This window comes from Pseudoalteromonas sp. SG44-17, from assembly GCF_014164235.1.
In the GTDB taxonomy this organism is placed as follows: domain Bacteria; phylum Pseudomonadota; class Gammaproteobacteria; order Enterobacterales; family Alteromonadaceae; genus Pseudoalteromonas; species Pseudoalteromonas rhizosphaerae.
In genome coordinates this window covers 265,322-285,662 of record NZ_JACJEV010000003.1, presented here as the reverse complement: position 1 = coordinate 285,662, position 20,341 = coordinate 265,322, and the positions used below count along the sequence as shown (strand labels likewise).

Sequence of the window (20,341 nt, the reverse complement as noted above, 5' to 3'; positions counted from 1 at the left end):
CTCGCCACAGGCCTACTTTAAACATGCTATTTTTACTATGTAAGGAAAACTTCACATGCAGTTACATGGTCGGTTAAAAACAATAAGCGGTACTATTCAGGGCTTATTATTTTTCTTTGGACTTATATGTCAAAGCTTATCTGCGAATGAACTCGTATCACCACGAGTTGATGCAATTGTTGATAAAAACAATGAACACGCTTTTGCCACCATTGCACAAGCTATTGAGCAAGCACCTAATAATTTATCTCAGCCCTATATTATTAAAATAGCCTCTGGTGACTATTATGAAAAACTCGTTATTAACAAACCTTTTATTACGTTATCAGGTGCAGGGGCTGATACTACTCGATTATATTTTGATGACTATTCAGGAAAAGCAACAGTAAATGGTGGCAACCTAGGAACATCAAACTCAGCCACGTTAACTATTAAATCACCCAATTTTAGTGTTGAAAACTTGCATATTGAGAACACCTTTGACTTTGCGTATTACGATGCGCTGAGTAACGAGGATCCAAAACGTGTATCAGGTCTACAAGCAGTGGCTGTATTGACCGACTATGGTAGTGATAAAGCATTGTTTAATCATGTAAAAATCAGTGGATATCAAGATACTCTTTACACGAAAGCAGGGAGATCTTTATTTATCAATAATACCATAAGTGGTCATGTTGACTTTATTTTTGGGGGCGGAGCCGCCGTTTTTTATAAGTCGAACATAGTGACTCGGGCTAGACCTAACAAACAGTTACCCATAGGTTTTATTACTGCACCAAGTACTAATATTGAGCAAGCATTTGGTCTGGTTTTTATTGATTGTGCACTTAGCGCAGAGGAAGGGGTGCAAGACAATAGTATGGGGTTAGGAAGACCTTGGCATCCTACAGCTACATTCCCTGATGGAAGGTATGCAGATCCTAATGCAATAGGACAAACAGTATTTATAGATACTTGGATGGGAGCGCATATTCAACAAGAAGCTTGGCATCCAATGGAAGGAACAGCTAGAGCCGGTGGTAAAAAGGTGTTTCGTGCAGAAGATGCTCGTTTTTTTGAGTACAATTCTTCCGGTCCTGGGGCATTTATAACAACGAATAGAAGACAGCTAAATGAGAGTAAAGCAGCATCTTTTACTTGGGAAAATATCTTGGGTAAATGGTATCAATCTCCCCGTATTCAACAAGCAATACAGCAGGTATCGACGCGTGAGGTTGTCAGTTCACTCAGTGGTGAAATGGCTGAGTACACCATTGAAAGTGAGTATCGAAAAAACAAGAAACAGTTTCCTTTTATTAGTCCGATAAACAAACCGGAAAATATCGAGCAAACAGCACAGTCCATCAGCGAACATTACAACTTAGCTTACAAAACGGTGGATGGCTCAACGCTGCACCTTGACTTATTTTATCCTAATAAAGCAGAGCAGGCTAAACCGTTGGTCGTAATGATCCATGGCGGCGGATGGAGGACTGGTAACAAGTCTCATCAAACGCCAACGGCACGCTGGTTAGCTGGCCAAGGTTTTGTGGCGGTAAGTGTCGAATATAGAACCTCTAAAATGGCGCTCTATCCAGCTGCAATGGCAGATATCAACGATGCGATTAAGTGGCTAAAACAACATCATAAATTATATATGATAGATACCAAAAAAATCGCGGTGTTAGGGGCGTCTTCTGGTGCTCATATGGCCACGTTATTCGGGGCCATGAGTACCAATCACGATACAAAATCGCCTTACGAAGCAGTGCAAGCAATCGTGAACATTGACGGCGTGGCTGATTTAACCTCAACAGCGGCGAGGATGTTTGAAGATAAACCTGGAAAGATTTCTTATGCAGCGCTTTGGTTAGGTGGGCGTTATGCACAAGAGCCAAAACGTTGGCATGCGGTTTCGCCGGTAGAATATTTAAGTAAACATACTCCAGCAACATTATTTATTAACTCTTCCCATGACCGTTTTCATGTTGGCAGAGATGCTTTTGTAGCGCAGCTAATTAAAAACAACGTCCATCAACAAGTGTATACCATACCCTATACACCGCACACCTTTTGGCTATTTCACCCTTGGGTAGACGAAATGCGCAGCGTACTTGCGTCGTTTCTCAATAAGGTTTTGGTAGAGGAAAACCCTCGCTAACGCCTCTATTGAGGAATTTAGTAATAGAGAAATCTTTGACCGAGTTGTGAAAATATTCTTAAAAGCGAGCCGTTATAGCAAATACAGTAAGATGTAACTTAAGTGAAACTTGTTTAATACAGACAATAAAACTGGCAATATTTCATCGGCTAAGGTTGAAAAAAGTATTATTCTTCATCCAAATAAAAGCCGTGCTTGATTTAACAAGCACGGCTTTTATTTTTTGACCAGCTGACAGCTGTTAGTGAAGAATACGTGCTCTGATCGTGCCTTCTACTGCACTTAGTTCTTTTAGTGCAATTTCAGAGTGGTCGGTATCTACGTCTATTACTACGTAACCAATCGCTTCGTCTGTTTGCAAGTATTGCGCGGCGATGTTGATGCCGTGCTGGGCAAACGCTTGGTTAATTTGGGTTAACACACCTGGGCGGTTGTGGTGTACGTGTAATAAACGGCTACGGTTAGCAAGCTCTGGCAGTGATACTTCAGGGAAATTAACAGCAGTAATAGTTGAGCCGTTATCTGAGTATTTTGCTAGTTTACCCGCTACTTCAATACCAATGTTTTCTTGCGCTTCTTGAGTTGAACCACCAATGTGTGGTGTTAAAATTACGTTGTCGAATTCGCGTAGTGGCGATACAAATTCTTCATCGTTTGATTTTGGCTCAACTGGGAATACGTCGATGGCAGCGCCGCTGATTTTTTTATCACGAAGTGCTTCTGCTAGGGCGTCAATATCAACTACAGTGCCGCGTGAGGCGTTGATCAAAATTGAACCTTGCTTCATCACTGAAATTTCCGCGCTACCAATCAGGTTTTTAGTCTGCGGTGTTTCAGGTACGTGTAAGCTAATAACATCAGCGCGTTGCAGTAGCTGCGTTAGGTTATGTACTTGTGTGGCATTACCTAGGGTTAGCTTGTCTTCAATATCGTAAAATTCAACGTTCATACCGATATTTTCAGCCATGATACCTAGCTGCGTACCAATGTGGCCATAACCAATAATACCTAGAGTTTTACCACGGGCTTCAAATGAGCCATTGGCGGTTTTTAACCAGCCGCCACGGTGGGCAATGGCATTACGCTCTGGAATACCACGGAACAATAGTAAAATTTCACCAAGTACTAACTCAGCAACAGAGCGGGTATTAGAAAACGGTGCGTTGAATACTGCAATACCGCGCTTGCGTGCGGCACTTAAATCAACCTGGTTAGTGCCGATACAAAAACAACCAACGGCAACCAGTTTTTCTGCCGCTTCAAGTACAGCTTCAGAAATATGAGTACGAGAACGAAGGCCTACAAAATGCACATCTTTAATGCGCTCAATTAGTTCGTCCTCAGGCAATGAGGTTTTTACATAATCAATATTGCTGTAGCCGTTACGTTTTAGCGTTTCTACAGCGCTTTGATGTACACCTTCAAGCAAAAGAATTTTAATTTTGTCTTTTGCTAACGATACCTTACTCATATCCTCATCCTATTTATCTAATTTGCGGCCCATTTTTGGTACCGATAATCACTTTATCTGCGCCACGGTGGGCAAATAAGCCGTTGGTTACTACGCCAACAATTTGATTAATTGTCAGCTCTAAATCTTTTGCTTGGCTGATCGACAAGTTATGTACGTCTAAAATAACGTTACCATTATCTGTTACCACGCCATGGCGATAAACTGGATCGCCGCCTAGTTTAAGCAATTCACGAGCAACATAACTGCGTGCCATTGGAATAACTTCTACCGGCAGTGGAAATTCACCCAAGGTGTCCACTATTTTTGTTTCATCAACAATACATACAAATTGTTTTGCTACAGCTGCGACTATTTTTTCGCGGGTTAGTGCTGCGCCACCGCCTTTGATCATTTCGTTCAGCGCATTTATTTCATCTGCGCCATCAACGTACACGTCAAGGGCATCAACATCATTGAGTTCAAATACTTCAAGACCGAGTGCTTTTAGTTTTTCGGTTGAAGCGTCAGAACTTGATACCACACCGCGTATGGTGTCTTTTACTGAGCCTAATGCATCAATAAAATGGTTTACAGTTGAGCCTGTGCCAACACCCACAATGGTGTCTTTTTTTACAAATTCGAGTGCAGCCCAAGCAGCTGCTTTTTTTAATTCATCTTGTGTCATGATTATGTGCTCAATAGGTGAGAGGGATTGCCATTAGTATATAAATAAATTGCTTACCAATGGTAGATTTTCTGTGGTGTGATTATGTAATTTAATGGTACATCCCACGATTCAACCGGTAAACTTGGAACATGTTGGCATTGATGTGCAAGGCCAATCAGTTGTGGTTTTTGCCAGTTTTCTTTTTCGTAGCGCGCCAAAGTTTTATCATAAAAGCCACCCCCCATCCCTAACCGGTTACCGTTATCATCAAATGCAACTAATGGCATTAGCAGATAATCAAGCTCCGCTAGTGGGCATATCTGACTACAATTTAACTTAGGCTCCAAGATACCATAGCGATTTGCCCTCATGGGTGAATTTTCTTCATAGCGCTGGAAGTATAAAGTAGTGCCGTTAAATGGGTGGATTACAGGTAGGTAAAGGGCGTGGTTTTTAGTCCAAAGATCTTTTATTAACAATGAGGTATCTAGTTCTGCGTCATTGCTAAAATAAATGCCAATATGGGCATTTTCAATAGTTTTTTGCTGTTTTAAGTGTTGAGTAAAATTCACTTTAAGCGATTCTGCGGCAATTTTTTGCTCGAATTTTGACAGTGAGTTACGTGCTTTACGGATTTGTTGGCGGATCAGTGCTCTTTTTTCGCTCATATTTATTTTTGCTTTATCTGTTAATTATCCATAAAACTGAATAAATCAGGGAATGCAAACGACAATCCTAGTACTACAAGCAAGACAACAACCATAGCTATAAGTGAATACAGCAGCATGTTACTGCGTTTTTTGATCGGCGTTGTCAGCTCTTCATCTAGCAATAGGTCGTCAGTTTGCCACTCGTCGCCTTCATCAGGATCTGGTTGTTGGGTTGTGGCTGGTAAGCGTTGCTCTAGGTCGTCGAGTTTTTCTTCGATGCGAATTAAACTACTGGTGATGTAATCAAGGGCGTTAAAAATACGCTCATCTCGCTGGTTGGTTGTATCGCTGCTACTTACCGCTGGTGTGTTGTTGGTTATTGGTTGCAGTTTACTTTTGATGCCTACGCTGGCAAGTAGCTTTGCTTGCTTGAGTGCTTTTTCTTTTTCACAAGGCGCAAATAGGGGTTTGTTTTCAAAAAATGCAGCTACTTTACTTTCAGGGGCTTTGAGCTTTACAGCCAGTTGTTTAATTGCATTCGATTGCTCAATATCTTGAGCTAGACCTGCATACATAACACGGAAGTTTTCAGTCATCTGTGTTTTCCAAAAACGTAAAATCAATAGTTTGAGTATATCCGAATTATCGATAAACAAAAGCCCGTAAAAACGGGCTTTTTTAATCCAGTGGTTTTAAGCGCTGTTTAATACTTTGCAGCTTCACCTTCTTTTGGTAGTGACTGTAAAATAAAATCACGTAAATCGTTATTTGATGTTTCTAAATCTGCATGGCGTAAATACATCATGTGGCCACTGCGGTAGCCTTTAAAGCTTAGGCGATCACGCATTTTACTACTTGGATCTAGTTGCCATAAAGTGTATTTAGCATCAAAGTAGTTAGTGGCACCATCATAGTAGCCTGATTGGATCATCACATTGAGGTATGGGTTTTGCGCCATTGCTAAACGCAGATTTTCACCAGTGTTATTATTGCTGCGATCCCACGGGTGTACATTACCAAACAGGTTATATTTTACGTCAGTTTTATAGTTAAGCTCTTCACGTAAGTAGTGATTGATGGCTGGTGTAAATGAATGCAACCATGATGTTAGCTCAGCCCAGTAGTCTGGAGATTCGCCAGCGTCACGCTTGTCCATGCCTAAATAACGCGAATCTAGACGGCCTAACGTTTGACCGCGCTCACGTAGTAGTTCTTTCCAAAAGAAGTTGGTAGGAATATCAAGGTTGTTTTGCGCAACAAACTTTTCAGATACACCGGCATACAGTGCCATTTGTTTAATGATAGCGCGTTTTTCTTCATCATTAATAAAGCCACCTTTAGCAAGTGCAGGAATTAGCTTGTTAACGGTAAAGTCTTCAACTTCTGGTAGTAATTCATCTAAATCTTTAGCTTGCAATGCTGGGCTTAAAGCTTTGTGATACCACGCCGTTGCAGCAAAGTAAGGTAGACGGTTAGCTGCTTTTATCGGACCGTCGCGTTTAATACCAATGTCTGTTGGTGAAACCAGCACAACACCATTGATATACATCCATTGACTGTTTTGTAATTCATGGGCAAGGCCTGATACGCGGGTTGTGCCGTAGCTCTCACCAATTAAAAATTTAGGTGAGCGCCAGCGCTCTGTGCGATTTACAAAGGTGTTTAACCATTCTGCTAGGTATTTAATGTCGGCATTGACACCAAAAAACATGCTTTTTTGCGCCTCTTTACTTGGTAATTCACCTTTATCGTTTTCAAGAATACGCGAGTAGCCAGTGTTTACTGGGTTAACGTAAACGATATCAGCAACATCAAGCACTGAGTATGGGTTGTCTTTCACGCCATACGGTTGAATAGGGTAGCCTTCGTCATCAATTTTTAATACCCGTGGTCCAGTATAGGCTAAGTGCATCCATACAGATGCAGAGCCAGGTCCGCCATTAAACGAAATTAACAATGGGCGTTTAGTGCGATCGTCAACTTTATCGCGTTCATAATAAGTGTATTGCAATGTTGCAACGGCATCGCCTTTGTCATCCCATACCGGTTGTGTGCCTGTGGTTGCGGTATATGAAAAACGCTCGCCATTGATGCGCGCTTTATGTTCAGTGACAACTTTACTATCGACATCGATACGACGTTGATTTTCTGCATAACTGACTGTGCTTACACTCAAAGTAAGTATGGCCACAGAGACACTAATGATACTAATAAGCTTCATGGTGGATCCTTTAAACAATAGTTAACCTATTAAAGATAATTTTTAAGCAAATAACAAAGGGAATGAGACTAGACGACGATATTAATCGGTGAGCACTAGACATAAATATTATCAGTAATGCAAAGGCTATGCTTTTATGCGTATATTTTCAGCAATATATTTTGCTCAAGCTAATAATAAAGTATATTACCGCCTGTTATGACTTTTAGTTTTTTTATTCGTAAAAAGTTTACCCTCGCAATGTCCACCTGAAGTGTAGAGAAGATATATGCAAAGAGTTTTAGTTGTTGAAGATAGTAAAGTGGTCCAGCAGGTGTTGCGACACTTATCAGCTCATTATCTTGATGTTGCTGTCGATTTTGCCTGGTCACTTGCCGAGACCAAAGAATTCATTGCGAAGCATCAGTACACACTTGCTTTGGTCGATTTAACCCTGCCTGATGCGATGAATGGCGAAGTTGTTAAATATACCTTGGCGCAAGCTATCCCTACAGTGGTACTAACATCTACCATCGATGAATATAAGCGCCAGCAAATATTAGAGCTTGGGGTCGTTGATTATGTAATTAAAGATAATCGTGATTCATATCATTATGCGGTTAAATTAGTGGCGCAGCTATTACGTAATCAAGGTTGCAAAGCCTTAATCGCCGATGATTCAGTTTTAAGTCGTTCATTAATGAAGCAAATGCTCCAAAAGCAGCTGTTTGATGTGCAAGATGCGCATGATGGTGAGCAAGCTCTAAAAATACTGAAAAATGATCCCGAGATTAAATTGTTACTAACTGATTATGCGATGCCGACAATGGATGGCTTTGAGCTTGTTAAGGCGGTGCGAAATTTTCGTGGTCGTGATGATTTAGCTATTATTGGTTTGTCAGGTGCGGGTAAGCATGGTTTATCTGCACGGTTTATTAAATTTGGCGCGAATGATTTTTTAACCAAACCCTTTATGAATGAAGAGTTCCATTGTCGTGTATTACAGACTATGGAGCAGCTGTCACTGATAGCAGATATTAAAGAAAGTGCCTTTCGCGATGATTTAACTAATCTTTATAATCGCCGCTATTTTTATCAATTTGCCGAAAAACTGCTAAAAGAAACATCGTCTAACAATAGTTTAGCATTACTCGATATTGATTTTTTCAAAGCGATCAATGATAAATTTGGCCATGAAGCTGGGGATCAGGCTTTAAAGCAAGTAGCGTCTTTATTACGTAGTTCGTTTAAAGATTTTACCGTTGCCCGTGTCGGTGGTGAAGAGTTTGCGGTTGTATTAACTAATTTAGATTTGGAACAAGCGTATTCTTTACTTGAAGCGTTTAGAGTGCGGTTGTCTGAGTATGATTTTGTGATCAATGGTGATGTATTTGCAATTACGGTAAGTATAGGTTTAACAAAATTTCAAAATGTTACGTTAACAAGTGCCATGCGCCTAGCTGATAAGGCTTTGTATCAAGCTAAAGAACAAAGTAGAGACTGTGTCGTCAGACAAAGCTAGGCTGCTGCACCAGTTCAGCTAATATGTTAAAAAAATGCACCTGTATGGTGCATTTTTTATGCGGTTAATTTGTTTTTATTATGTAATTTGTTGTTTTTAAAACGTTAAAAATAGTGGCACAAAGGTTGGATTGTCTTAGCAAACAGGATAACAATAAGCGTCCGAAGGGGGCCACTATGAAAATGATTAGTGCAATAATAAAGCCATTTAAATTAGATGATGTGCGAGAAGCGCTAGCTGATTTAGGCATTGAGGGGATGACAGTTGTTGACGTCAAAGGTTTTGGTCGTCAACGAGGTCATACAGAGTTGTATCGCGGAGCTGAATATCAGGTTGATTTTATTCCTAAAATTAAACTGGAAATTGCTACTCGTACCGAAAATTGTCAACGGGTCGTTGAGACCATTACCAAAATTGCATCAACAGGCAAAATTGGCGACGGCAAAATTTTCGTTTACGACTTAGATCAAATTGTCCGTATCCGTACGGGTGAATTAGATGAAGAAGCAATTTAAGGGGGCTTTATGGAAAACACGATCGTAGAACTCAAGTTTTCGTTAGATACATTTTATTTTTTAATGTCGGGTATTTTAGTAATGTGGATGGCAGCAGGTTTTGCCATGCTCGAAGCGGGCTTAGTGCGTTCAAAAAATACCACTGAAATTTTAACTAAGAACGTGGCGCTCTATGCCATCGCATGTACCATGTTCTTACTAGTTGGCTACAACATTATGTATGTAGACAACGCTGAAGGAGGCTTAATTCCATCTCTAGGTGGGCTTATTGGCACCCAAGCCGCTGATGCAAATCATTCTTTAGAATCTGACTTTTTCTTTCAAGTCGTATTTGTTGCAACCGCTATGTCGATTGTATCGGGTGCGGTTGCTGAACGCATGAAGTTGTGGGCTTTTCTAGCCTTTGCCGTAGTGTTAACTGGTTTTATCTACCCAGTTGAAGGTTACTGGACATGGGGCGGCGGTTTCTTATCTGAAATGGGTTTTGTTGATTTTGCAGGCTCTGCCATTGTTCACGGCACAGGCGCTGCTGCAGCACTTGCCGGTGTATTAATGCTCGGCGCTCGCAAAGGAAAATATGGTAAAAATGGTGAAATTTATCCAATTCCAGGCTCTAACTTACCATTGGCTACATTAGGTACATTTATTTTATGGATGGGTTGGTTCGGCTTTAATGGTGGTTCACAATTACTTATCTCTGATGCTGAAAACGCGACTGCAGTAGGTAAAATATTGTTAAATACTAACGCTGCTGCGGCAACCGGTGCCATTGCTTCACTGTTTGTTTGTAAAGTGTTGTGGGGTAAAGCAGATTTAACTATGGTACTTAATGGTGCGCTTGCTGGCTTGGTTGTTATCACTGCTGATCCATTATCACCGTCACCTTTACTTGCTTGCTTACTGGGTATTTTAGGTGGTTCATTAGTGGTGTTTAGCATTGTAGCACTAGACAAAGTTAAAATTGATGACCCTGTAGGTGCTATTTCAGTGCACGGTGTGTGCGGTATCTTGGGTATTCTCTTAGTGCCAGTATCAAATACTGATGCAACCCTAGTGAACCAGTTAATTGGCTTAGTATGTATCTTAGGTTTTGTATTTATTGCTTCACTTATTGTGTGGACAATACTTAAGAAAACCATGGGTATCCGGGTAACAGAGGAAGAAGAACTAAACGGTATGGATCAACACGATTGTGGCATTGATGCTTACCCTGAGTTTGTTTCGGTACGTAGTAACTAATTAAAAGTAAAAAGTTTTAAAATCATTGTGTGTTCAATACAAAGCCCTAATTTAGATTAGGGCTTTTTTTGTACTTACGCAGAGGCTAAATTTTTTTAATTAAAGTTTATTAAAACAGCAAAAATCACAATAAGTAACTATGCTTAAAATTAGTCCAACTACAAATAAGGTTAAGCATGGATAACAAACTATTACTGATTATTTTGTCTATATTCTTACCACCTGTTGCTGTGTTTTTGAAAGCGGGTGTGGGTAAAGATTTGATTATTAATATTGTCTTGTGCTTTATATTTTTTATACCGGCAATGATCCACTCATTGTGGTTGTGTACACGCTAAAATTAAGCCACCGCAACTGAGGTTAAAAGATTTAATGCCCAAAGTTCGGGGCAAGTAGTTTCAGTCAAGGTTAATTTTGCAGGTGTTAGGCTATATGCTAAGCTCGCACCTGTAAATTTAACTCTGGAAATAAATAGCAACGTCAATGGCTGATAAAAAAGACTCCCGCTCCACTAAAACTCCATCAAAACGCCCGGCAAAGAAAGCACCAAGCACAGCGTCTAAGTCGGTGAAAAAAACTTCGACTAAAAATACGTCTGCAGCGAATATAAAAAAACGTGGAATTGGTCGCAAAGTCTGGTCTATTTTTTGGAAACTAAGCTTAGCTGGTATTGTTGCGATGGGCTTATATTTAATTTATCTAGATGCCAAAATTACGCGTCAATTTGAAGGTAATAAATGGCAATTACCAGCACAAGTTTATGCACGAGCAATGGGTTTTTACCCAGGACAATTCTTATCTAGCCAAGAAGTGGTGTGGGAGCTTGATAGGCTAAACTATTCATCGGTCAATCAGTTAAGTCGAACTGGTCAGTATGTAAAAGCGGGCGATAGTATTAAAATCTTCCGTCGTGAATTTGAATTTTATGATGGCTTAGAGCAAGCACAGGTTATTGAGTTACGCTTTGCAGGACAAAAACTCGCGAGTATTAAAGATAAGTTTGGCAGGCGTTTAAACAATGCTCGATTAGAGCCAGTACAAATTGCGCGCATAGGCAATGATTCAAAACAAGATCGAGAGTTTGTGCCGTTGGATAAATTCCCGCCGATGCTTACAGATACATTATTAGTGGTTGAAGATCAGAACTTTTATCAGCACCACGGTGTATCCGTGTTTTCGATTATGCGGGCTTTATACAGCAATATTAAAGCAGGGCGTACAGTTCAAGGCGGTAGTACGTTAACCCAGCAGCTGGCAAAAAATATTTATTTAACCCGTGATCGTACGCTGGTCCGTAAATTTAACGAAGCGTTGATCGCGTTAATTTTAGATTATCGCTATTCAAAAGATCAAATTTTAGAAGCTTATCTAAACGAAGTATACCTTGGTCAATCGTATAACCAAGGTGTGCATGGCATGGGCTTAGCTTCTGAGTTTTACTTCTCTAAGCCTGTTGATGAGCTTGAATTCGATCAAATTGCACTACTCGTTGCGATGGTGAAAGGCCCTTCATATTATAATCCACGCCGTTATCCTGAACGCACTATGGAGCGTCGTGATTTAGTGCTACGTTTGATGGTTGATAATAAATTAATTGATACCCGCGAATACCGTGCTGCATTAAAGCGGCCAATTGATATTGCACCTATGAAAGACAGCTTGCCTAAATCGTATCCCGGTTATTTAGAGCTGGTGGATCGTGAGCTGAAAAAATTACTACCGGACCAAGAAGTACTCGATGCGGGCGTGCGTGTATTCACTTATTTTGATCTCCAAAAACAAGCGGCAATGGAAGAGGCAATTGAAAAAAGCCTACCTTACCTTGAAAAACGCGCCACGACAGAGCAGCTTGAAGCGGCGATGATCTCAGTGAATGTAGAGAAAGGCGGTATATCTGCTTTAGTTGCGGGACGCGATCCGCGCTTTTTAGGTTTTAACCGCGTACTTGATACTAAGCGCAACATAGGCTCGTTAGTTAAACCGGCTGTGTATTTAACAGCTTTGGGTTTACCGCACTATAACTTAGCTACTTTGTTAGATGACTCGCCAGTACAAGTGACTAATGAGCAAGGCAAAGTATGGCAACCAGAGAATTTTGATCATCAATATCGCGGTATGCTGCCACTATATAAAGCGTTTAGTCAAAGTATCAATATTCCTGCGGTCAACTTGGGACTTGATGTCGGGGTTGATAAAGTAGCGAACACACTCAATAAACTCGGCGCTAAAGAGCAAATATCACATTATCCATCATTACTGCTTGGTGCCGTTGAAATGTCGAGCTTTGAAGTCGCACAGCTTTATACCACGTTGGCGGCTGATGGCGAATACCGTCAATTAACATCTATTTCGGCATTAACCGACTCTGTTGGGCGTGTGCTTTATCAGCATCAAGTTAGTTCTGAACCGCGTTTTGATAAAGCCGCTGTTTATATGACTAAATACGCGATGAAGCGAGTCACCAAAGATGGCACTGCTAAACGTTTAAATGCCCATTTCCCATCAATTCAGCTGGCTGGTAAAACGGGCACCAGTAATGATCTACGTGATAGTTGGTATGCAGGGTTTGATCAAAATACAGTAACCGTTGCTTGGCTTGGTCGTGATGATAATAAAAGTACAGGCTTAACGGGCAGTATTGGTGCATTAGAAACGTATATTCGTTATCTTAAGCCGCTCAACCCTGAGGCAATAGCAGATACTCGTCCGCCTTCAATTCGCTGGGCTTTTATTAATGAATTAACGGGTAAGCAAGCGCCACCGGGCTGCGGTAAAGTAATTCAACTGCCACTTAGAGCCAGTGAATTTGAGCCAAGGCCTAGCTGTCAGTAAAGTAATTACTGGAGCAGGTATTTATTTTAGACATAAAAAAAGCCCTTGCGGGCTTTTTTATGTTTAATAGTTTAAAGCTTAGCAAAAGCTCTTTTTGCTGCTGCAATTGTATCGGCAATTTCTTGCTCAGAGTGTTCAGAGCAAACAAAACCAGCTTCAAATGCTGATGGTGCTAAATACACGCCTTCTTCAAGCATCAAGTGAAAGAACTTTTTAAAGCGTTCTAAATCGCACTGAGTTGCTTGTTGGTAAGTGGTTACTTTCTCTTGTTCAGTAAAGAAGAAGCCATACATACCACCGGCATAGTTAGTTGTTAGGGCGATGCCTGCAGCTTTTGCTGCGGCTTCAAAACCTTCACAGATTGCTTTACTTTTTGCTTCAAGATCAGCATGTAGTCCTTCAACGCACAGTAACTCTAGCGATTTTAGACCTGCAGCCATAGCAATTGGGTTACCTGATAAAGTGCCTGCTTGGTAAACTGGGCCAACAGGAGCGATGTAATCCATGATCTCAGTTTTACCGCCGAACGCGCCTACTGGCATGCCGCCGCCAATCACTTTACCTAAACAGGTTAAGTCTGGAATGATGTTGTAATAGGCTTGTGCACCACCTAGGGCTACGCGAAAGCCGGTCATTACTTCATCAAAAATAAGCACTGATTTATATTCATCACATACTGCACGCAGGCCTTCTAAAAAGCCTGGTACTGGTGGAATACAGTTCATGTTACCAGCAACTGGCTCTACGATAATACAGGCGATTTCGTCAGCGTATTTGGCAAAAATAGCTTTTACTTCATCAAGGTTATTAAACGAAACAGTTAATGTATGCTTGGCAAAATCTTCAGGGATACCTGGCGAGTTTGGTACGCCCATAGTCAATGCGCCAGAACCCGCTTTCACTAATAATGAATCAGCATGTCCGTGGTAACAGCCTTCAAACTTTAAAATTTTATCGCGGCCAGTAAAGCCGCGAGCAAGGCGAATTGCACTCATGGTCGCTTCTGTGCCAGAACTTACCATACGAACTTTTTCGATTGATGGTACTAGCTCTTTTACTTTTTCAGCCATTAGAATTTCAGCTTCTGTTGGCGCACCGTAACTTAGGCCATTTTCTACCGCATCAAGCACTGCTTGTTTGATAGCTGGGTGATTATGACCCATGATCATCGGGCCCCATGAGCCAACATAATCAATATAACGGTTGCCGTCAGCATCAAATGTAAATGGGCCTTGGGCTTTGGTAATAAATAGCGGTGTGCCGCCAACGCCATTAAATGCACGTACTGGAGAGTTAACGCCACCGGGAATTGATTGTTGTGCGCGGGCAAATAAATCTTGGCTAATTGTCATAAAAAATCCTATTAGTTGTCACGTTAAAATTAACTATCGCGTTTACGGCTAAACCAAGGCACAGCAACTTCGTATTGCTCTACTTTATCGGCAACATCGAGTGTCAATGCAAACAGCGCCATGCGAATTAACACGCCATTTTGTACTTGGCGGAAAATAGCTAAATTGTCATTAAGGTTTAAATCGTTATCAAGCTCATTGGCTTCTATACGACTATCGCGTGGTAATGGGTGCATTAACACGGAGTTTGGTTTGCAGTGGGTGTTATAAATTGATTGGCTAATTCTAAAACCACCACGGTATTTATTGGCTTCTTCTTGCGATGGGAAGCGTTCTTCTTGGATACGGGTTTGATAGACGATATCGGCGGCTAAGTTACCTTCCATTTTATCGACGATTTCAATTTTATGGCCCGCATTATCGACGGCATCAAGAATATAGCTAGGCATTTGTAAGCCATCAGGTGCCACCATCGAAAATTTTATATCTTTATAATGACATAATAATTTTGATAATGAATGCACGGTACGACCGTATTTTAAATCACCAACAAGGGCGATATGCATACCATCTATTTTTTGATCGAAGCGATGTAGTTCACGCTCAATTGTCAATAAATCAAGTAATGCTTGAGTTGGGTGCTCGTTAGGGCCATCGCCACCATTGATCACCGGCACTGAGCAGCCAGTAGCAAATTCAGCCACTGAGCCTGCATCAGGATGGCGCATAGCGACCGCATCGGCGTAAGCTGAAATAACGCGCGCGGTATCGTATAAAGACTCGCCTTTGGCTAATGCAGAGCTTTGCATCCCCGTTGTTTCACGAACCAAACCACCTAATAAATTAAAGGCTGTACCAAAGCTTACGCGGGTACGGGTACTTGGCTCAAAGAATAAGTTTGCTAAGATTGCGCCTTCTAATACATTGGTGCGTTTTTGCTTTTTAGCATACGGCTCCATTTTTTTGGCTACTGCAAAAATACGTTCAATACAGTCGCGATCGAGCTGATTGACAGAAAGAATATTTTCACCTTGGAAACTTAACATGGGGGCTGTTCCTATCACATTCAAAAGGGGCGCGATTAACCATCTTCGATGGGCACGCAATCGCGCAATATTATACCCAAACCACCTCAAGAAGCGAGTTTCTGCATCTTGAAGTGGTTTGGGTATATAGCAAATTTTACAAGCTGGGTTTAGTTATAGCTAAAAATACGATGACTAATAGCACTAATACCGGTAGTTCGTTAAAAATACGATAAAAGCGGTGGCTGCGAGTATTACGGTCGTGTTTAAAATCCGCCAGTAATTTAAAACAATAGCCATGGTAAATGTATAGCACGATCACTAATACTAATTTGTAGTGCATCCACATGCTGTATTTAAACCAGTCGCGGCCATATTCAACAATTGTCAGCACGCCAAACACCGCCGTTAGTACTGCAAATGGCGTCACAAAATACAGTAACCGTCGCTCCATCACTTTGAGCATGGAGTTACAGGACTTTTCTTCGCTCATAGCGTGATAAACAAAGAGGCGGGGTAAGTAAAATATGCCAGCAAACCAGGCAATCATAAAAAATACATGTAAGGCTTTATAGATCAGTAGCGCGCTCATAATGTTCTCTTATTGTTAGTTACAGTAAGCTATTACGTATGGTAAGAATGTGGCGGATCTGATCCCAGCGCATTATTCCCATAATTTGTTGATTATCGAGTAAGTTATAAATATACACAGCTCCGCTGCGCTTATCTTTTAATACATCAAACACATCGGCCAAAGTAGCTTGACTGCTGATCCCTTGCAAGCTGATGTAGTTGATCGAAATATTTTGATCTGACATTAAACTTAAATCATATTCTGCAAGGCGATAACCATTTTCAGGATCATAAACAATTAACGGGGTTTGGCTATCAACAGCATTTAAGGTGCTTTCTATTTGTTCTTTATCATCTGAATAGAGTAGTTTGAAGTTTTCATCCATCTCGTCCATTACCCCGACTTTTTGCAGTGCTTCGGTGGCAGGGGAGACATGATAGGCTAAACCTTGAAAGTCGAGCTGCTGTAAAAATATCGACCGATTGCCAAATACTTGTAATGCGGTGACGTATGCCGCTGAGATAACTAACATGGCCGGCACGATTATTTCAGGACTTGAGGTTAACTCCATTACCGTAGTTAAAGCAGCCAGTGGAGCATGTAAGGTGGCAGCTAATAAGCCTGCCATGCCTAAGACGCTATAAGTACCAGAGATATCAACGCCGGGACTAATAAATTGTGCAAAAAAGGCCATTAAAGTGCCCATCAGTACGCCTAAACCAATCACTGGGCCAATGATCCCGCCGGGAATACCCAAGCCAATGGCAAATAATGTCGCCAGTAATTTAGCAATTAAAATAGTGGTTAATAGTTGCACATCATCAGGGCTTTCTACGGCCAAAGTTATTGCACTCATACCAGAACCCATCGCTTGTGGCACCATATAAGCAATGCCGCCAGCAATCAGACCTGCCAGCAATAAACGTGGAAACATACTCAAGGGTTTGAAGGTACGAATGATCAACATTAGATTTTGGTTAAAAGCATAAGCAACCGCGCCCAAAGCCATACCAAACAGGATTAAAAATGGATAGTGCCAGCCACTTAATGCCGTCACTGTGATCAGTGCTAATTCTGATGCGTCACCAAATACAAACTGCGTCGCCAGTGCACCAGTGACTGCAGCGAGCATTATTGGCACAAATATATGTACTTTGTATTCCCTAAGCACCACTTCCATCACAAAAATAACAGCTGCAAGTGGTGTATTAAATGATGCGGCAATACCAGCTGCAACCCCGCAACCGCTGAGTGTCCGCATGGCGTTATGAGGCAAATGTAATTTATCGGCCAGCAAACTTGCACCGGTTGCGCCCATATGTACAGATGGCCCTTCACGGCCAACCGAGAAACCACTGATCAATGCCAGTGCACCACCGACAAATTGATTTACCGTGTTGTATAACGGCATTTGCCCGTAATGGCGTTTAATACGGTGAATAACAAAGGGAATACCTAATCGATAATGTTTAAAACCAGTCAAAGCAGCAAATAGCGCAATTAAAAAGGCAGCAATAATAGGCATTAAAACCCGCTCAAGAGGCGGTAAGGTAGTAAAATCGTCAGGATTTTCAAGGAACAAACCTTGGAAAAATAGAATAGTTAAGCGAAATAGAATGATCAAAAACGCCGCAATGAGTCCAGCACTTACGCCGAGTAAGCACAATTGCACCGATGTTTTTGGCTTTGCCAAGCGACGCCTAAGCGTTTCAAGCCACATGCATATTTCCTCGCCACCTATTTCAGCGGGCAGTTTATCAAAAGTGTGACAGTAAGTCCTTTTGATTTTAGAATTATCTACACATAACCAAGGATTTACTCTTGGTTAAATTAGTGGGCCGAGTGATGACTAGAGGCCCGATATTAGTAATGAAAGAAAATATTTTACAGGTCATATTAAAAGTAAAAGTTAGGTCGCAGCTCTATCGATCAGTTATAGCTGCACCGCCATCTTCCTAGCAAAACTTCTTATTAGCTTAATTTAGGTTTATCAATTGTACTTAAGCAATTTTTTAAATTGATTAGATTAACTAGGTTGTTTATTATTTAGGTACTTTTATTTTAGCTAATGTAATCTTAGAGTCTACATTTTGTTACATACTCAGCATCTTGATACGTTTTTTTAGGTATCAAAGAATATAATGGATGGGTGATTAATCAATAAGGAAGTCGGCGTAAATGTATTCACCGCTCAAACACCTACTAGTCGTTATTTTATTATTTTGTTTTTCGTCTTTTAGTTATGCCGCAGACTTAACAAGAGAGATTGGTTTAAATATCGATAAAAGCAGTGAGCCTGAAAATTTTTTTGAAGTCGGTTTAGGACTAAATGCTTTTAATCGTTCAATTATTAATGTTGATGATAAAGAAGATCTTGATATCGGTATCACACTCATCGGAAGTTATAATTGGCATAACTTTTTTGTCGATTTTGCCAACCAAGCGCCTGATTCACTTGTTTTTGGCTACACCGCATACAATAGAGAAAACTGGTCATTCGATGTTATTTTAACAGGACCAGGCTCAGGGTTAAGAAAAAAAGAAAACCAAGTTAATTTTGAAGGTATAGAAGAGCGGGATGTGAACACTATGATCGGAGGTCGATTAACGGGCTACATTGGTGAAAATGTTGTGCAATTGACTCTTAAGCAAGGTTTAACGAGCAGAAATGGCGGTGCTGTAGCCTCAGCTCTCATTGGTCGCAACTGGCAAATAAGAAATTTGAACTTTCATAGCATTTTCGCGCTGTCGTTTCGCCAAGCCAAGCTTAATGACTATTATTATGGCGTTTCAGAAGAAGAAGCTGCAAGGACGAATTTTGCAGCATATGACGGCAAATCCTCCCTCAATTTTGATTCATCAATAGGCTTAACTTATCCTATTTCAGAAAACGTATTGCTGCGTGCAGAAGTTTTCTTTGGTTCGGAATTCGGTTACAACGAAAGCCCGCTATTTAGTAAGCAACAAGACTTTTATACTGGTATAAGTTCAAGCATTAGTTATGTATTTTAAGTGGATAAACAATGACGCTAACTAATCAAACAAGCTTACAGAGTAAACTTATTATTTACTTGGGCTTATTTTTTCTGTTTCAGTTGGCAATGAGTAGTGCATACGCAGCGAACCATTCGCGCAAAGAAAACGAATTACTTGTTACACCTAAGCGTTGTGTTGCACTGCGAAAAGGGCAAACGTGTTATCAGCAGGTTACTTTTAAATGGCATCAAGAAGAGCTTGGCGATTATTGCTTAGTCGAGCTGTCTGAGTTGCGTAACGTAGAATGTTGGACGCAAGTCAACAATGCTGAATTCAGTTTTGATTTTCAATCAGATTCAACTCGTCACTACGCGCTTCGAAAAAGTAAACAGAATAACAATATCGCTACGGTTATTATTACAGTGTCATGGGTATTTGAATCCTCTAAACGGCCTAAATCAAGGTGGAAGTTATTTTGATCGAACAGATAAATCCTCAGCATATAATGTTAGTTGAAGACGATATGTCTTTGGCCGAATGGTTTAGTGATTACTTAACTGAACATGGTTATTTGGTTACTTTAGTTAATCGGGGGGATATGGCGGTTGAATTAATCAAAAGCGATATTCCAGAACTTGTTGTGTTAGATATTATGTTGCCTGTAAAAGATGGTTTTGATGTATGCAAAGAAGTACGTAACTTTTATCATGGGCCTATTTTAATGATGACTGCCCGTGATGATGAAATGGACGAAGTTTTGGGGTTAGAATTAGGGGCTGATGATTATGTAACAAAACCGGTGAAACCACGGGTATTGCTATCTCGAATTAAAGCTTTGTTACGACGCTTAAAAACCCATCATAACACTGCAAATCTAACCGAAAATCATATACAAATTGGTCAGTTGAGTATTGATGCTAATTCTCGTGCTACTAGGCTACACGATCAGCCTGTTGCAATTTCATCTAACGAATTTGATTTACTTTGGTATCTAGCGCAATCTGCAGGTCAAGTTGTTAGCCGTGCGGAGCTGTTTAATCAACTCAGTGGTATTGATTATGACGGGTTTGATCGCCGTGTTGATATTATTGTATCTAGATTAAGAAAAAAGCTTGGTGATGATGCTAATAACCCATGCAGGATCAAAACTGTGTGGGGTAAAGGGTATTTATTTGTAGCAGACGCTTGGTCCTAAT

The 20,341-nt window shown here is 40.8% G+C and carries 18 protein-coding genes; 9 read left to right on the top strand and 9 right to left on the bottom strand.

The window, feature by feature from the left end:
- Positions 1-55 precede the first annotated feature (55 nt).
- Positions 56-2,140, top strand: coding sequence for a pectinesterase family protein (locus tag H5182_RS04125; protein ID WP_182759581.1), 2,085 nt, complete (start codon positions 56-58; stop codon positions 2,138-2,140).
- Between the two features lie 241 nt (positions 2,141-2,381).
- Here the strand turns inward: H5182_RS04125 and serA are convergent, their stop codons facing one another.
- From serA to H5182_RS04100, 5 genes are all read right to left on the bottom strand, one after another.
- A complete protein-coding gene (serA, locus tag H5182_RS04120; RefSeq protein ID WP_145241268.1) occupies positions 2,382-3,611 on the bottom strand; it encodes a phosphoglycerate dehydrogenase in 1,230 nt (409 codons plus the stop codon).
- Between the two features lie 13 nt (positions 3,612-3,624).
- The gene (gene rpiA, locus H5182_RS04115) at positions 3,625-4,278 is read right to left on the bottom strand and encodes a ribose-5-phosphate isomerase RpiA (protein ID WP_145241270.1); all 654 of its coding nucleotides are present in this window, start codon (positions 4,276-4,278) and stop codon (positions 3,625-3,627) included.
- A 53-nt stretch (positions 4,279-4,331) separates the two neighbouring features.
- Complete coding sequence (locus tag H5182_RS04110) at positions 4,332-4,928, bottom strand: 5-formyltetrahydrofolate cyclo-ligase (protein ID WP_182734688.1); 597 nt, start codon at positions 4,926-4,928, stop codon at positions 4,332-4,334.
- Positions 4,929-4,948: 20 nt separating this feature from the next.
- Positions 4,949-5,506 carry a hypothetical protein gene (locus H5182_RS04105; RefSeq protein WP_145241274.1) on the bottom strand — a complete coding sequence of 186 codons (558 nt, stop codon included), beginning with the start codon at positions 5,504-5,506 and terminating at the stop codon, positions 4,949-4,951.
- Positions 5,507-5,613: 107 nt separating this feature from the next.
- Positions 5,614-7,131: a S10 family peptidase gene (locus H5182_RS04100; protein ID WP_145241276.1), complete on the bottom strand. Its 1,518-nt coding sequence runs from the start codon at positions 7,129-7,131 to the stop codon at positions 5,614-5,616.
- A gap of 268 nt (positions 7,132-7,399) precedes the next feature.
- On the opposite strand from H5182_RS04100, the gene H5182_RS04095 reads away from it, so the two are divergent.
- The 5 genes from H5182_RS04095 (at position 7,400) to mrcB (ending at position 13,218) form a co-directional block, all read left to right on the top strand.
- Positions 7,400-8,632, top strand: coding sequence for a diguanylate cyclase (locus H5182_RS04095; RefSeq protein WP_182759580.1), 1,233 nt, complete (start codon positions 7,400-7,402; stop codon positions 8,630-8,632).
- Positions 8,633-8,808: 176 nt separating this feature from the next.
- Positions 8,809-9,147: a P-II family nitrogen regulator gene (locus H5182_RS04090; RefSeq protein WP_016708666.1), complete on the top strand. Its 339-nt coding sequence runs from the start codon at positions 8,809-8,811 to the stop codon at positions 9,145-9,147.
- A 9-nt stretch (positions 9,148-9,156) separates the two neighbouring features.
- Positions 9,157-10,386, top strand: a complete 1,230-nt coding sequence (locus tag H5182_RS04085; RefSeq protein ID WP_145241280.1) for an ammonium transporter — start codon at positions 9,157-9,159, stop codon at positions 10,384-10,386.
- Positions 10,387-10,562: 176 nt separating this feature from the next.
- Positions 10,563-10,724: a YqaE/Pmp3 family membrane protein gene (locus tag H5182_RS04080; protein WP_145241282.1), complete on the top strand. Its 162-nt coding sequence runs from the start codon at positions 10,563-10,565 to the stop codon at positions 10,722-10,724.
- A gap of 145 nt (positions 10,725-10,869) precedes the next feature.
- Entirely contained in the window at positions 10,870-13,218 is a 2,349-nt protein-coding gene (mrcB, locus tag H5182_RS04075) for a penicillin-binding protein 1B (RefSeq protein WP_182759579.1), read from the top strand.
- Positions 13,219-13,289: 71 nt separating this feature from the next.
- Here mrcB and hemL read toward each other — a convergent pair whose 3' ends face one another.
- From hemL to H5182_RS04055, 4 genes are all read right to left on the bottom strand, one after another.
- Positions 13,290-14,570 carry a glutamate-1-semialdehyde 2,1-aminomutase gene (gene hemL / locus H5182_RS04070; RefSeq protein WP_149982051.1) on the bottom strand — a complete coding sequence of 427 codons (1,281 nt, stop codon included), beginning with the start codon at positions 14,568-14,570 and terminating at the stop codon, positions 13,290-13,292.
- Positions 14,571-14,599: 29 nt separating this feature from the next.
- On the bottom strand, positions 14,600-15,616 hold the full coding sequence (locus tag H5182_RS04065; protein WP_145241288.1) for an aspartate carbamoyltransferase: 1,017 nt from the start codon (positions 15,614-15,616) through the stop codon (positions 14,600-14,602).
- 136 nt (positions 15,617-15,752) lie between these two features.
- The gene (locus H5182_RS04060) at positions 15,753-16,187 is read right to left on the bottom strand and encodes a CopD family protein (protein WP_145241290.1); all 435 of its coding nucleotides are present in this window, start codon (positions 16,185-16,187) and stop codon (positions 15,753-15,755) included.
- Positions 16,188-16,206: 19 nt separating this feature from the next.
- On the bottom strand, positions 16,207-17,889 hold the full coding sequence (locus tag H5182_RS04055; protein WP_145241292.1) for a chloride channel protein: 1,683 nt from the start codon (positions 17,887-17,889) through the stop codon (positions 16,207-16,209).
- 458 nt (positions 17,890-18,347) lie between these two features.
- On the opposite strand from H5182_RS04055, the gene H5182_RS04050 reads away from it, so the two are divergent.
- Genes H5182_RS04050 through H5182_RS04040 form a run of 3 tightly spaced genes read left to right on the top strand, consistent with a single transcriptional unit; the run spans position 18,348 to position 20,340 of the window.
- On the top strand, positions 18,348-19,181 hold the full coding sequence (locus H5182_RS04050) for a MipA/OmpV family protein (protein WP_145241294.1): 834 nt from the start codon (positions 18,348-18,350) through the stop codon (positions 19,179-19,181).
- Positions 19,182-19,192: 11 nt separating this feature from the next.
- Positions 19,193-19,624 (top strand): DUF3019 domain-containing protein, encoded by a 432-nt coding sequence (locus H5182_RS04045; protein ID WP_259398234.1) that lies wholly within the window; start codon positions 19,193-19,195, stop codon positions 19,622-19,624.
- Between the two features lie 26 nt (positions 19,625-19,650).
- The gene (locus H5182_RS04040; protein ID WP_182731507.1) at positions 19,651-20,340 is read left to right on the top strand and encodes a winged helix-turn-helix domain-containing protein; all 690 of its coding nucleotides are present in this window, start codon (positions 19,651-19,653) and stop codon (positions 20,338-20,340) included.
- Position 20,341 lies beyond the last annotated feature (1 nt).

What these genes read in the sequence shown, in the direction of transcription:
- rpiA (WP_145241270.1), bottom strand. Translation starts at nt 4,278, where the DNA reads ATGACACAAGATGAATTAAAAAAAGCAGCTGCTTGGGCTGCACTCGAA.
- H5182_RS04045 (WP_259398234.1), top strand. Translation starts at nt 19,193, where the DNA reads ATGACGCTAACTAATCAAACAAGCTTACAGAGTAAACTTATTATTTAC.
- hemL (WP_149982051.1), bottom strand. Translation starts at nt 14,570, where the DNA reads ATGACAATTAGCCAAGATTTATTTGCCCGCGCACAACAATCAATTCCC.
- serA (WP_145241268.1), bottom strand. Translation starts at nt 3,611, where the DNA reads ATGAGTAAGGTATCGTTAGCAAAAGACAAAATTAAAATTCTTTTGCTT.
- H5182_RS04090 (WP_016708666.1), top strand. Translation starts at nt 8,809, where the DNA reads ATGAAAATGATTAGTGCAATAATAAAGCCATTTAAATTAGATGATGTG.
- H5182_RS04040 (WP_182731507.1), top strand. Translation starts at nt 19,651, where the DNA reads ATGTTAGTTGAAGACGATATGTCTTTGGCCGAATGGTTTAGTGATTAC.
- H5182_RS04065 (WP_145241288.1), bottom strand. Translation starts at nt 15,616, where the DNA reads ATGTTAAGTTTCCAAGGTGAAAATATTCTTTCTGTCAATCAGCTCGAT.
- H5182_RS04055 (WP_145241292.1), bottom strand. Translation starts at nt 17,889, where the DNA reads ATGTGGCTTGAAACGCTTAGGCGTCGCTTGGCAAAGCCAAAAACATCG.
- mrcB (WP_182759579.1), top strand. Translation starts at nt 10,870, where the DNA reads ATGGCTGATAAAAAAGACTCCCGCTCCACTAAAACTCCATCAAAACGC.
- H5182_RS04060 (WP_145241290.1), bottom strand. Translation starts at nt 16,187, where the DNA reads ATGAGCGCGCTACTGATCTATAAAGCCTTACATGTATTTTTTATGATT.
- H5182_RS04095 (WP_182759580.1), top strand. Translation starts at nt 7,400, where the DNA reads ATGCAAAGAGTTTTAGTTGTTGAAGATAGTAAAGTGGTCCAGCAGGTG.
- H5182_RS04085 (WP_145241280.1), top strand. Translation starts at nt 9,157, where the DNA reads ATGGAAAACACGATCGTAGAACTCAAGTTTTCGTTAGATACATTTTAT.
- H5182_RS04100 (WP_145241276.1), bottom strand. Translation starts at nt 7,131, where the DNA reads ATGAAGCTTATTAGTATCATTAGTGTCTCTGTGGCCATACTTACTTTG.
- H5182_RS04050 (WP_145241294.1), top strand. Translation starts at nt 18,348, where the DNA reads ATGTATTCACCGCTCAAACACCTACTAGTCGTTATTTTATTATTTTGT.
- H5182_RS04105 (WP_145241274.1), bottom strand. Translation starts at nt 5,506, where the DNA reads ATGACTGAAAACTTCCGTGTTATGTATGCAGGTCTAGCTCAAGATATT.
- H5182_RS04125 (WP_182759581.1), top strand. Translation starts at nt 56, where the DNA reads ATGCAGTTACATGGTCGGTTAAAAACAATAAGCGGTACTATTCAGGGC.
- H5182_RS04110 (WP_182734688.1), bottom strand. Translation starts at nt 4,928, where the DNA reads ATGAGCGAAAAAAGAGCACTGATCCGCCAACAAATCCGTAAAGCACGT.
- H5182_RS04080 (WP_145241282.1), top strand. Translation starts at nt 10,563, where the DNA reads ATGGATAACAAACTATTACTGATTATTTTGTCTATATTCTTACCACCT.